At 63.0% G+C, this 12,711-nt stretch carries 13 protein-coding genes; 8 read left to right on the forward strand and 5 right to left on the reverse strand.

The window, feature by feature from the left end; genetic code table 11:
• Both C515_RS20405 and C515_RS23535 read right to left on the reverse strand, forming a co-directional pair.
• Nucleotides 1-2,155: retention module-containing protein (locus C515_RS20405; protein ID WP_043648916.1), on the reverse strand; the 2,155-nt coding region annotated here is incomplete at its 3' end.
• Between the two features lie 100 nt (nt 2,156-2,255).
• Nucleotides 2,256-2,921, reverse strand: coding sequence for a helix-turn-helix transcriptional regulator (locus C515_RS23535; RefSeq protein WP_051304808.1), 666 nt, complete (start codon nt 2,919-2,921; stop codon nt 2,256-2,258).
• A 233-nt stretch (nt 2,922-3,154) separates the two neighbouring features.
• Here C515_RS23535 and rarD point away from each other — a divergent pair, with 233 nt between their 5' ends.
• The 7 genes from rarD to C515_RS0109355 all read left to right on the forward strand — a co-directional run bounded on the left by rarD (nt 3,155) and on the right by C515_RS0109355 (nt 10,009).
• Nucleotides 3,155-4,027, forward strand: coding sequence for an EamA family transporter RarD (rarD, locus tag C515_RS0109320; protein ID WP_028455309.1), 873 nt, complete (start codon nt 3,155-3,157; stop codon nt 4,025-4,027).
• 126 nt (nt 4,028-4,153) lie between these two features.
• Entirely contained in the window at nt 4,154-4,762 is a 609-nt protein-coding gene (locus C515_RS0109325) for an arylesterase (protein ID WP_028455310.1), read from the forward strand.
• A gap of 314 nt (nt 4,763-5,076) precedes the next feature.
• Nucleotides 5,077-6,327, forward strand: coding sequence for an STAS domain-containing protein (locus tag C515_RS0109330; protein WP_144290414.1), 1,251 nt, complete (start codon nt 5,077-5,079; stop codon nt 6,325-6,327).
• A 158-nt stretch (nt 6,328-6,485) separates the two neighbouring features.
• On the forward strand, nt 6,486-7,019 hold the full coding sequence (gene hslV / locus C515_RS0109335; protein WP_028455312.1) for an ATP-dependent protease subunit HslV: 534 nt from the start codon (nt 6,486-6,488) through the stop codon (nt 7,017-7,019).
• A gap of 533 nt (nt 7,020-7,552) precedes the next feature.
• Nucleotides 7,553-8,512 carry a biotin--[acetyl-CoA-carboxylase] ligase gene (locus C515_RS0109345; protein WP_028455313.1) on the forward strand — a complete coding sequence of 320 codons (960 nt, stop codon included), beginning with the start codon at nt 7,553-7,555 and terminating at the stop codon, nt 8,510-8,512.
• Nucleotide 8,513: 1 nt separating this feature from the next.
• Nucleotides 8,514-9,296 (forward strand): type III pantothenate kinase, encoded by a 783-nt coding sequence (locus C515_RS20415; RefSeq protein ID WP_051304809.1) that lies wholly within the window; start codon nt 8,514-8,516, stop codon nt 9,294-9,296.
• On the forward strand, nt 9,293-10,009 hold the full coding sequence (locus C515_RS0109355; protein ID WP_028455314.1) for an SPOR domain-containing protein: 717 nt from the start codon (nt 9,293-9,295) through the stop codon (nt 10,007-10,009). Before C515_RS20415 ends, C515_RS0109355 begins: the two co-directional genes overlap by 4 nt.
• A gap of 70 nt (nt 10,010-10,079) precedes the next feature.
• Here the strand turns inward: C515_RS0109355 and C515_RS0109360 are convergent, their stop codons facing one another.
• From C515_RS0109360 to C515_RS22510, 3 genes are read right to left on the reverse strand one after another with little or no spacing between them, the layout of a single operon-like run.
• A complete protein-coding gene (locus C515_RS0109360) occupies nt 10,080-10,466 on the reverse strand; it encodes a hypothetical protein (protein WP_028455315.1) in 387 nt (128 codons plus the stop codon).
• Complete coding sequence (locus tag C515_RS0109365; protein WP_028455316.1) at nt 10,463-11,734, reverse strand: flagella assembly protein FlgT middle domain-containing protein; 1,272 nt, start codon at nt 11,732-11,734, stop codon at nt 10,463-10,465. The genes C515_RS0109360 and C515_RS0109365 overlap by 4 nt, the downstream gene beginning before the upstream one ends.
• Complete coding sequence (locus tag C515_RS22510; RefSeq protein ID WP_051304810.1) at nt 11,731-12,252, reverse strand: LPP20 family lipoprotein; 522 nt, start codon at nt 12,250-12,252, stop codon at nt 11,731-11,733. Before C515_RS22510 ends, C515_RS0109365 begins: the two co-directional genes overlap by 4 nt.
• A 156-nt stretch (nt 12,253-12,408) precedes the next feature.
• On the opposite strand from C515_RS22510, the gene C515_RS24025 reads away from it, so the two are divergent.
• Nucleotides 12,409-12,561 carry a hypothetical protein gene (locus C515_RS24025; protein WP_158380803.1) on the forward strand — a complete coding sequence of 51 codons (153 nt, stop codon included), beginning with the start codon at nt 12,409-12,411 and terminating at the stop codon, nt 12,559-12,561.
• Nucleotides 12,562-12,711: the final 150 nt, after the last annotated feature.

Genomic DNA, 12,711 nt, shown 5'->3' on the forward strand with positions numbered 1-12,711 from the left:
CCAGCAGGGTGGCCGGTGCAATCGTCAGCGGCATGTCTTCGTCCGTTACCAGTGCGTCGTTTTCGGCTTCCGGTCCATCGTTGCCGGCATCCGGATCGTCATTGACCGGATAGAGATACACTGTGACCGTTGCCGTATCAGTACCTCCTCGACCGTCGGAGATGGTATAGGTAAATGTTGTTTCACCATTGAAGTTTTCATTTGGCGTAAACAAAACCTGGCCGCCCTGCAATACTACAGAGCCATTCAGAGGGTTTTGCACACTGAGTAATGTGAGCAAGTCTCCATCGGGATCGCTGTCATTCGCCAACAAGGCGGAAACAGGAATAAACAATTGCCCATCTTCGCTTGCGGTAAAGTACTGGAATTCCGATTGACTTTCAGACTGATACCCGTCATCACGAGCATCTGGTGGGTTATTGAGTGGCACAACATCCGGATTAACAACAATTGTTACTGTTGCGGTATCGGAACCCCCTTGCCCATCACTAATCGTATAGGTAAAGCTGGCATTTCCAATAAATCCAGCGCTTGGCGTGAAAACCACTTGACCATCTTGCAAAGTGATCGACCCATTTACGGCCCCTTGCACACTGGTAATGACCAGAGGGTCACCATCAGGATCGCTATCATTTGCCAGCAGAGTCGCCAATCCGATTGATACAGGACGGTCTTGCCCGGTATTAAACAAGTCATTCTGCGCATCAGGACCATTATTTCCATCCTGCGGCTCGGGCTCCTGCGGAAGTACGGCCACGCTAACAATTGCAGTATCCGAACCACCCTGCCCATCGTTGATGGTGTAGGTGAAACTCGCATTTCCATCAAAGCCAGGATTTGGAGTAAAAACAATCTGGCCATCCACAATGGCAACAGAACCATTCACCGCATCTTGCACACTTGTAATCACCAATGGATCACCGTCTGTGTCAGTATCGTTTCCGAGCAAGCTGGCAAAGCTGATTTGAACAGGCGAATCCTGGTTTGTAACCAATACATCATCCAGCGCATCCGGGGGTTGATTGACAGGATTAACCGAAATACTGACCGTTGCCGTGTCTTCTCCTCCACGGCCATCACTGATCGAATAGGTAAAACTTGCTGATCCAGTAAAATCAGGAGCTGGAGTAAAGATGATTTGCCCATCCACCAGCTCAACAGTGCCATTGACAGCATCCTGCACGCTGGTAATGAGCAAAGGATCACCATCGGGATCCAGATCATTTCCAAGAAGTACCGCAGGGAGAATGCTCAAGGGAACACCCCTGTCGGTTACCAGGGCATCATCCTGTGCATCCGGTTCCTGGTTTACCGGCGATACAACAATCGTGACTGTGGCCGTATCCGTACCGCCACGGCCATCACTGATTGAGTATGTAAAACCGGCGTTGCCGCTGAAATCCGGATTAGGGGTAAACACAATCAGGCCATCCAGCAGGGCAACGCTGCCATTCACGGGATTTTGCACACTGGTAATCACAAGCGGATCACCATCCGGGTCAATGTCATTGCCCAGCAAGACGGCCGGATCGATATTCAGCGGAACATCTTCATTGGTAAACAGGAAATCATTACCGGCCAGCAAGGCATTATCATCCACGGCATCTGGCACGTTATTGGCGTCATCGACTAGATCCCCAGGCAATACCAGCGGATCGAGCAGATTCACGTCAAGGCCGGAAGTATCAAAGCCGCTATTGAGCGAAATCTGGCTATTGTTGAAGCCCACCACCACAATCCCGCCGCCGCCGTCATCACCACCGCCGGCTCCGCCTGCGCCAGCGGCCGTGGCTTCGGTGATCTGCGTCGGGTCGATGCCCTGGGCGATCAGCTGCTGGATACGGGCGGCGTCGTCCACTTCGGCGGCGCGGTCAGCGACATCGGCGGCCGGCTTGAAGACGTCATAATCCAGCACCATCTGGCTTTGCCGGCCAAGATCGAGGCGCTGGCCGTCGATGAAGGCAATGCTGACGCTGCCATCCAGGGTCTGGATGGTTTCGTTCTGGAAGACCATGTCGCCAACCTGCAGGACACGGGTCACGCCGTTGACATCGGTCACCATGACGGTGCCATTGATGGCTTTCACCGTACCGATGGCCGTGACATTCGCCGAGCCTTTCAGTACCTGGGTTGCCGTATTCGCTTGCTGGGCCATTTCACACCTCCACACCAGAATCCAGTCGCCAATGCCCAGTCCGCAGACGGGTCATCCGATGGATTAAGTGTATGCAGCAGGCCCGGGGGCGCTATCGTACTCAGGTACTAGAAGGTGCGGCGTCCCCTCGTCGCTCGTCAGAGCCCGACTGCTTGAGCAGCAGGGCAAGATGCAGGCGATCCGCCACGCCCAGTTTGCTGAAGACGGCGGTGAGGTGGGTTTTGACCGTGCGGTCGGTAATGTTGAGCGCGCGGGCGATCTGCTTGTTGTTGGAGCCATCGGCCACCAGTGTGGCAACCTCGCGTTCACGGCTGGTCAGGCGCGCCAGCGCCGGGTTCCCGGCACGATCCGGCGGCGCTGCGGCCGGCAGCTTGTGCAAGTGCAGCATGAAGAGGGGCCAGGCTCTCGCCGAGAGCCAGAAGCCGCCTTGCCGCACCACAGCCACGATGCGCTGGCGCTCTTCAGGACGCAGTCCGGGGCCGCAACAGGCCAGCACGCCGCGCCCCAGCCATTGCAGCTCTTCTTCCCCCGCAAAATCCAGCCCGCCCAGAATCAGCCGCGTGCGGCGCACCAGCTCCGGCAAGCGCTCGGTCAGTTGCGCCGCATCATCACGCAGGTCGATCACCAGCAGGCCGGCAGGGCTCAGTGGCAGGCGCAAGGCTTCGGCAAGGCTGCCGACATGGCAACGCCCGGCGGATTCGCCGAGTGCCGCCAGCCAATGCCGGCCGAATGCGTCGTTGCTGCTGACCACCGCCTGGATGTCCATCCCTGCTCCCTCTGCCCGCCCAGGTGACTGCGAAGTGGCCTGCGCTCGCGCGGACACTGCCGCCACCGGTTTTCATCTTTCCCGTTATAGCCCCCACCTCCGGCAGCGTGCGGCCTTTCCCCCGAGCGACAGGGATAAGCCTGCCGCCACTGGTTTTTCCCTATGGCGGCAAGCAATGCGGACTGATAAAAGCAAAGCTCGGCAGTCTCGATAAACATCGCCATGTATCTACCATGAACCAAGGAATAATCTACGCTGCAGCTGCATACCTCCTATGGGGCTTGCTGCCGCTGTATCTGAAAGCCTTGCAGGACATGCCAGCGCTGGAAATCCTGCTGCACCGCATGGTCTGGTCACTGTTTTTCCTGCTGGGCATCCTGGCGCTGCGGCGGCAATGGCGCTGGCTGCACGAGCTGCAGAATCGCCGTGTGCTGGGCGGTTTTCTGCTCAGCGCACTGCTGCTGGCCGGCAACTGGTTCATCTACATCTGGGCAGTACATGCCGGGCGTGTGGTCGACGCCAGCCTCGGCTACTTCATCAATCCGCTGGTCAGCGTGCTGCTCGGCGTGATCATCCTGCATGAGCGCCTGCGCCGCGGCCAATGGCTGGCCATTGCACTGGCGGCCGCCGGCGTGCTCTGGCTGACACTGCAGGCCGGCCAGCTGCCCTGGATCGCCATTGCCCTGGCGCTGACCTTTGGCTGCTATGGCCTGCTGCGCAAAACAGCCGGACTGGGCGCGCTGGAAGGCCTGACGCTGGAAACCCTGCTGCTGTTTCCCCTGGCCCTGCTGGCGCTGGCCTGGCTGATGCTGCATGGCGGCAGCCGCTTTGTGGATGGCCCGGACGGGCTGCGCCTGCTGGCGCTTTGCGCCGGGCCGGTCACCGCGATTCCGCTGCTGCTGTTTGCCGCCGGGGCGCGCTCGATCAGCATGACCCAGCTCGGTCTGCTGCAGTATCTGGGCCCCACCGTGCAGCTGCTGCTGGGCGTGCTGCTCTGGCAGGAGCCGTTTGGCCTGGCCAAGCTGCTCGGCTTTGCCCTGATCTGGGCGGCTTTGCTGCTCTTCACCGCCGAAGGAGTCTGGCAAGCCTGGCGCCGTCAGCGCTAAGCCGGCCAAACCAGCAGGCATGGCAAGTGAGCTGGCGCACATGCACCGGCTGGACAATGCGCTAGGCTCTGTTTAGCTTGGAAAGACAGCAGCGTATCCTGGCTGCACGCCTCGCGGAGAACACCATTGCGCCTGCTACAGCTATTCATCCCCCTGCTAGCCCTGCTGCTTGCAGCCTGCGGTCAGCCCGAGCTGGCACGCCTGCCTGCCGGCGCACCCATCCTCGCCTTTGGCGACAGCCTGACCTTCGGCACCGGCGCCAGCCCGGCCGAGGCCTATCCGGCCCGGCTCGCGGCACTGACCGGCCATCCGGTCATCAACGCCGGCATTCCCGGTGAAACCAGCGGCGAAGGCCGGGCCCGGCTCGCTGCCGAGCTGGATCAACACCAGCCGGCACTGGTGCTGCTTTGCCTGGGCGGCAACGATTTCCTGCAGCGTAAACCTGCCAGCGAAACACGGGCCAATCTGGCGGCCATGCTGGACGAGCTGCGTGCCCGCAAGACCCCGGTATTGCTGATCGGCGTGCCCAGCCTGGGCTTTGGTCTGGAAACCAACCCTGTGTATGCCGAGCTGGCCAAGCAGTATCAAGTGCCGCTGAATGATACGCTTGAGGGTATTCTTGGCGAACGCGAACTGAAGAGCGATACGGTGCATCCGAATGCCGAAGGTTACCGGCAGTTTGCGGAGGCACTGGCCGAACAGCTCGCCGGAACCGGCGCCCTCCGAGCCCGCTGAGCGGGTAAAAACCAATCAGCACGGCATGACAATCCTGCTACCAGCCTCAAGGCTGGCGAAGCCCTGCCGTCAGCTTTGCGGTCAAGTGCCGGATAAGTGCAATCTGCGACTGACTTTCCAGTACGCGTCTGGCTACAATAGAGGTCCCGGACGCAGCCGCGTCACGAATCGGGCGGTAACAGGGCCATGCAATAATGGCCATAGCCGGCGCCGGTCAGCCCCGCTGCAAGGCTGCGCGACAACGACATTCAACGATTTACTTTTGCTTGCTCACCTCTCCGGCCTGGCCGGGGAACACGGGATACGGGCCGGACATGCACCGGCCCGGTAAGGGACATACGGTGGTGTTTTCGTTTTTCCGCAAAAAAGATCAGGACGATGGCAAGGGCCCAGCCAGCATCACGGCCCCCCAGACCAACCCTGCGCCTGCCCCAGGCAAGGCGGGTACTGGCGCACCGGCCGCACCAGCAGAGCCCGTCACCAGCGCACCGGATGCGCAGAACGGCTATGACCTGTCGAGCCTGACCATCGAGGTCGGTGTCGGCTCCGAATCGCTCAGCGCCGCCGAAGAACAGGCGGTGATGCTGCATGCCAACAAGCAGGCGGAAGCCGCCATTGCCGTGCTGCAGGCCGAACTGCCCGCACTGAAAGGCAAGCGCCGGCTGGAATCCTGGCTGATGTTGTTCGAACTCTTCCAGCAGACCAACCAGCGTGCGGCCTTTGATGCGCTCGCGCTCGACTATGTGCTCGAATTCGAGCAGTCGCCGCCGATCTGGGAAAGCGGCAAGCCGCAGGTCAGCAGCAAGCCGCAGGGCAACAGCAATTACCACGCCTTTGGCCCGCGTCTGACTGCCGACACCATCATGGCCGAAACCGAGCGCCTCATGGAGGCCATGGGGCGTGGCCCGCAGCTGCGCGCGGACTTCAGCAAGGTGAAGGAAATCGACATGCTCGGCGCTGCCGAGCTGATGGTGTCCTGGCAACAGGCCCGCAAGCTGAAGGTCACCCTGCTGGTGCTGGGCTCGCAGACCATCATCCAGCTGCTGTCGGAAAAGATCGAGGTGGGCCGGCGTGCGCCGGCGGAAGCCCCCTTCTGGCTGCTGCTGATCGAGCTTTACCAGGCACTGGGCCTGCAGGACGAGTTTGAAAACCTCGCGGTCGACTATGCCGTGACGTATGAAGTATCCCCTCCCTCGTGGGACAGCCGCTTCGCGCCGCGCACCGCCAGCCAGGTTGCCGACGACGAGGCGCGCGCCAAGGCCGAACTGGGCGTGGCGCATGCCGTGATTACCGATGAATTGCAACTGAGTGGCGACATCTGTGCCAAACAGGGCGATGCGCTCGAGAATATCCGCCGCTACGCTCAGGATCATGACGAGGTCGTCATCAATCTGCGCGGCGTGGCGCGCATCGACTTCGAATCGGCCGGCCTGATGCTGAATCTCTTCATGGGATTGCAGCACAAAACGCTGCGCATCGTGCAGGCCAATGAAATGGTGTACGGCCTGCTGCGCCTGATGGGCATCACCGACATGGTCAGCGTCAGCCGCCGCAAGGGTGGCTGAAGCCCGCCCGCTTGATTTGCCGGGGCAAGACGCCATCTGGGGATAAACAGGCCGCCAGCTGAAGCGGCCAGTGCTGCGCAGCACGGCAGACCGTGCCCACGGGCACAGTCCGCGCCCGGCAGCCCCTTCCACATCGACATTTTTCCCGGAGCAACTCCATGCAGCAATTCGATGGCACCACGATCGTCTCGGTGCGACGCGGCAATCAGGTCGCGGTCGGCGGCGACGGCCAGGTCACGCTGGGCAATGTCGTGATCAAGGGCACGGCGCGCAAGGTGCGCAAGCTCTATCACGACCAGGTCATCGTCGGCTTTGCCGGCGGCACCGCCGATGCCTTTACCCTCTTCGAACGCTTCGAGGCCAAACTGGAAAAGCATCAGGGCCAGCTCACCCGCGCCGCAGTCGAGCTCGCCAAGGAATGGCGCACCGACCGCGCGCTGCGCCGCCTGGAAGCCATGCTGATCGTCGCCGACCCGAGCGCCACGCTGGTCATCACCGGCAATGGCGACGTACTGGAACCGGAACAGGGCATCGCTGCCATCGGCTCCGGTGGCGCCTTTGCGCAGGCCGCAGCGCGCGCACTGTTTGAGAACACCGAACTGCCGCCGGACGTGGTGGTAAAGAAAGCGCTGGAAATCGCCGGTGACATCTGCATTTACACCAATCAGAATCACGTCATCGAAACGATGTAACTGCACATGCTGATTCCTGATTAGCCAGACTTCTCAGCAATACCCAAATCAACCACAAAGACACAGCGCAAACCGGGAGCACACCATCGGCATTTCTCAGCGGTTTGCCTCCACTGTGTCTGTGTGGTTGAACAGCTTATTGTGGTTTGCTGAGAAGAATCTCCAATCTGGTGCTGGTTTGTGCCGGGCTTTGCCCGGCGCGGGCCGCCGGCCGAAAACCGGGTTTTCACCACCCGCCGCCAGTCCGTTACAGTACTATTGATCCGGCCCTAGGAAGTTTGAATTTCCGTAGGAGCGAGCTTGCTCGCGAAGCCTTGCTGATCGCGAGCAAGCTCGCTCCTACGAGTAAAAACATCAGAGGGCCGGATCAATATGGCGAAGCGCTTAGCGGGGCGCCTGCAGCGCATAGCGAAGCTCGCTGTTGCGTTTCCGGGACTTGCCGGCATGGCATCCGCCGCCATGGCACAGGATTTCGGCAAACCGCTGAACTGCGATGCGCGGGAAACCGCTTTTTACCACTACCAGCAAAAGCCGTGGCCGATACCCTCACCCTCCTGCGTGCGCTGCAGCACGACCGCTACCACTCCGGCTCGGCGCTGGCCGAGCAGTTCCAGTGCTCGCGCGCCAGCATTTCCGGCGCACTGGCCGAAGCCGAATCATACGGTATCGAGCTAGAACGCAAGCACGGCGTTGGCTACAGACTGATACACCCCATTGTATGGCTGGATGAAGCGGCCATTGCCGCACGCCTGCCCGCACAGAGTGTCTTGCAACTGCAACTGTGCAGCAGCACTGCCTCCACCAACCGCAGCCTGCTGCAAAATGGCAGCCATGGCCAGGTGCTGGCCACCGAATGGCAAAGCGCCGGCCGTGGCCGGCGCGGCCGCAGCTGGCAGGCCCCGGCCGGCGGCGCACTGCTGTTTTCGCTGGCCTGGCAATTCGACGGCGGTGCCAGCCGGCTGGCCGGTCTGCCGCTGGCCGTCGGCGCCTGTGTCGCGGAAACCCTGAGCCGGCACGGCGTGACCGACATCGCCCTGAAGTGGCCAAACGACCTGCTGCTGCCAGCCCAGCCGGGCGGCTGGGCCAAGGCCGGCGGCATTCTGATCGAAATGCAGGGTGACGCGCTCGGCCCCTCGCTGCTGGTGATCGGCGTCGGGCTGAATCTGGCCGCCCCGGTCGGTACCGACAATGCGGCCAGCGGGCTCAGCGCGCACGGCCTGGACTGTGACCGCAACACCCTGCTTGGCGACGTGCTGGCGGCACTGGAAACGCTGCTGCGCACCTTCGCCGCCGAGGGCTTCAGCCCGGCACTGCGCCAGCACTGGGAAGCCCGCCATGCCTGGCAGAATGAACCCGTCACCGCCATCCTGCCCGACGGCAGCCGCCTGCCCGGCCTCGCCCGCGGCCTGGCCGCCGATGGCAGCCTGCTGCTGGATACCGCCCAGGGCATGCAGACGCTGGCCAGCGGCGATATCAGCCTGCGCCGGGAATGACATGGAGCTGCTGATCGACCTGGGCAATACCCGCACCAAATGGCTGCTGAGCAGCGGCGCCCTGCCGGCCGACAGCCCCGACGACGCGGCAGCGCACCCGCCTGTCTGTCTGCCTGCGGGGCACGCCAGCGATGCCGCCAGCCTCTTTGCCGCCTGGCGAGACTTACCACGGCCACACGCCGTTGCCGGCTGCGCGGTTGGCAGTGCACAGCTGCAGCAGAAAATCGCCGCGTTCTGTCGCACACACTGGCAGTTGCAGGCGGTCTGGCTGCACCCCTCCGCGCAGGATCTCGGTATTGCCAATCCGTATGCCAGCGGACAGCTGGGCAGCGACCGCTGGGCGGCGCTGCTGGGTGCGGCGACGCTACACCCGCACACCGGGCTGGTGGTGGTTTCCGCCGGCACCGCCTGCGTCATCGATGCCCTGAGTCGCCATGGGCAGTTTCTTGGCGGCTACATCGCCCCGGGTTACCGGATGCAAAGACTGGCCCTGCATCAGCACACCGCCCGCCTGCCGCTGGCCGAAGGCGGCGCGCAAGCCTTTCCGCACAACACCGCCGACGCCATCGCCAGCGGCTGCCTGTTCAGTCTGACCGGAGCCATCACGCAGATGGCCGAGCAGCTGGCGCAGCACGACGGCTGCCCGCCACACATCCTGCTCAGCGGCGGCGATGCCGCACTGCTTGCCAGCCGGCTTAACAAGCCCGCCCGCGTGGTGGATAATCTGCCGCTGCGCGGCTTGGCCGCTTTGCGGACATCCGGCGAAGGAGTCTTCCTGCCATGAAATGGCTGTTTTTTCTGTTGCTGACGGCCAATGCGGCCCTCTTCGCGCTGGCGCAGCTGGAGCGGCAGCCACCGGCGCTCAATCTGGCCTCGCGCGAGATCAATGCCAGCGCCGTGCGCATCGTCGGCCTGGAACCCGCCAGCAGCAGCCCGGCTGCCGACCCGGAAGCCGAAACGACGCCCGAGCCTCCCGCCGCCCCCAGCCCCACACCCGTGCAGCAGGCCAAAGCCAGCGCGCCCGCCAGCGGCAAGCTGGTCTGTCTGAAATGGCAGGGACTGACCGGCGAACAGGTGGCCGCCGCCCGCGCCAACCTTGCCGAACTGCAGGTCAAGGCCAATGAACAGGGGCGTGCCGACAGCAGCAACAAGGTCTGGGTTTACATTCCGCCACTGGACAGCCTGCAGCAGGCGCAAACCAAGGCGGCCGAACTGAAGGCGCTGGGCGTCGATGATTATTTCGTCATCAATGACGGCCGCCGCTGGCAGAACGCGATATCCCTGGGCATTTTCTCCAATCGCGAAGCCGGCGAGCGTTTCCTGGAAGAGCTGCGCGCCAAGGGCGTGCGCTCGGCCGTGCTGCGCGAGCGCGACGATGCGGTACGCCCGACCACCTTCGTGATCCGCAACGCCACCAGCGAACAACTGGCAGCAATTCGCCGCTTCAATGCCCAGTATCGCGGCGCCGAAGTCAAGGAACTGGCCTGCTGGCAATAGTGGCAGGGTGAACAAGCCCGACTTCAGCCGGCGGCAAGCACTGGGCATGGCTCAGCGCTTCCGGCCTGCATCACGGGTAGCTGTAGAGCTGCCAGCGTTGCTCCGGGTTGCCGTTCACGTAAAAATCCTGCGGGGGTATTGGCACCCGACCCTTTACCGGCATAGCCTTGACAGGCATACCCTCAAGCTTATTGGCCTGCGCCTGCCCTCCCTGCCCCCCACTGCCAGCAGCCAGCCCCTTGGCCGGCGGCAGAATGGCCCCCGCCGGCAAGGCGGAGGCTGGCAAGACGCTTACCGGGCCGGGGCCCGGCACCGGGTGTGCGACCTTTTTGCTGGCGGGCTTCGCCTGCAAGCGGTGGCGACTGCTGTATACATCCGCCAGTGCCGGTGCAGCCAGCAGCAGGGCCGCCAGCGCCAGCCGGCGATACGCGCCGTATTGCCATGCCGGTTTGCTCATTGCCTTGTTCCTCCCGCCTTCTCGATACGCACATGATCGCCCGGCTCGACCGCGCCATCGACACGGCCGATGGCAAACAGGGGCTGGACGGCGGTCAGAGTCAGCCGTCCGCGCAGCTCTTCGGCCTCGCCCAGACCGGAACCCGGCGGCGCGCCCAGTGGCTGCACGGGCAGCGCGCTGTTCTTGCGGCGGTAGACGCGCAAGGTATCGCCGGGACGCATGCCGCTTTCCGCGCCGGCATCGATGTAGACATCCCGGCCGTCCAGCCGCACCACGCGCGCCGACAGCGGCAGGCAGCTCAGTGTTGCGTCGATCCGGCCCTGCAGCTCGCCCAGCACCTGCCGGACCATGCGGCCATAATCGCTGCGGAAAAAATGGCTGGATGCGAACTCGGTGTGCTCCGGCAGCACCACACTACCCGCGGCTGTACCACTGAACAGCTGGCGGGCCAGCAAGGCGCCGGAAATCCCGTCGAAAACAAACAGCTCGACATCGAAGCGCCGCTCGGCCGGCGTGGCCTTGACGCCAAACTGGGCAAAGCGTGCTCCCGGCACATTCAGCACCTGCTTGCGCTCACCGGGGCGCACATCGTTGCCCCAATCGACGGTATATCGCTCGCCGGCAAACCCGGTGTCGCGCACGATGCCGCCGACGACGAATTGCACACCAAAGCGCAGGGCCAGCTCGTGCACACGCTCGGGCATCTGCTGGGGCTCGAGCAATTTCGGGCTGAAATGAAAGGCCGCCTGGTACGCCGCCTGCTGCGGCAGGTAATGGCCGGAATTGAAGAGCTCGCGCCCCAGCCAGCTTTGCAAGCCCTCGGGAACGCGCAACAGGTCATCAGTCGCGGACGGCTGCTGGACATAGAAATAGGTCAGCAGCAGCTTGCGGCGGTAGCGATCAAAGCCGCACTCCCCCGCTGTGCCCGGCTGCACATTGCTGGCCGGTCGGGCCGGCGCCACATCCAGCCGCACATGCCAGAAACCGTTCGCCTGCCATTCCTGCAGCAAGGTGTAATCACCGACCGGCGCGCCACTCAGTTCGGAATACTCGACCAGCCGGCTGTTGCGGGTATCGAGGCTGCTGCGCAAGCGCGTGCCGGCGGCCAGGCTGGCATTGTGCAGGGCATCGCGGATGGCCTCGGCGCGCGCCAGTTCGACGCCCCCCGAACCCAGCGGTGCAACGCCAGTGAATTCAGCGGCCTGCGCCGGCAGGCCCAGTGCGCTCAGCAGGCTGGCAAAGCAGGCGGCAAGAACAAGGCGGATCATTGCGCCAGATAGTAGTTGTTGCTGCTCTCCCGGCTCTGGGCCAGTGACTCGGGCGCCCGGGCCGGCGCATCCTGCACCTGGACCGGCGGCGGCGCGGCGCGCAGCGCATCACGCTGGAAATCGGGGGTCAACTCCAGCTCCAGCACCGTTTCATAGCCATTGCCGGGCAAGGGTGTGACACTGACAACCCGTGCGCCGCGCAGATAGGCTTCCAGATAGACCCGGAAGCTGTCATTGGTCATCGTCGCGGCATTCACCGTGCTGTTGCCAACGATTTTCAGGCCGGACACGGTTTCCGCCAGCGCCCGGTAGGCATCGAGCTTGGAGGCGCGCAGGGCCAGGATGCGGCGCTGATCCGGCGAGAGCCCTTCCACGGTCGGGGATGTGCCATAGCCGACGGCCGTGACCTTGGCCGGCAGACTGACCGTCGGCGCGGTCGCCGACGAAGAAGAACTCATGCTTGCGCAACCGCCCAGCAGCAGACTGCAGGCGATGCCGATGGCCAAAGCGGATTTCATTTCCGGTTCCTTTCTGGGTAATGCGGGCGTGTGCTGCAGTCTAGCAGTTTGTGGCTGACAGATGACGCCCGGGACAGCTCCCGGCAAGGCCGCGCGCTCCGGCAAGGCCGGACAGTGGCAACTATGCTGCAGTCACCGGCCCACAGGAGCGCAATCATGACCCGCAATCAGGTACTGCAAGGCATTCTGGAACTGTTGGAAAAGCTCAGTGACAGCGAACTCGAGGCCCTCTACAACCGCCTGCACGACGAGGACCATATTCTCGCCACTGGCGGCGGACGCTTCGAGCACCAGGACATGGTTGACTGAGACCCGACCCGCGTCTCCCCATCCCGGCGATAGCGGGCATTTATAAAACCAAAAATCTTCAACGCAGAGTCGGCGCAAAAAGCGCCCAGCCCCCGGGTTTGGCTGTTTTTGGCCTGACACGGCGTTGCAAAGCCCTTGCATAGAACGACT

Origin of the sequence: Chitinilyticum litopenaei DSM 21440 (genome assembly GCF_000428145.1) — a bacterium.
Taxonomy (GTDB): domain Bacteria; phylum Pseudomonadota; class Gammaproteobacteria; order Burkholderiales; family Chitinibacteraceae; genus Chitinilyticum; species Chitinilyticum litopenaei.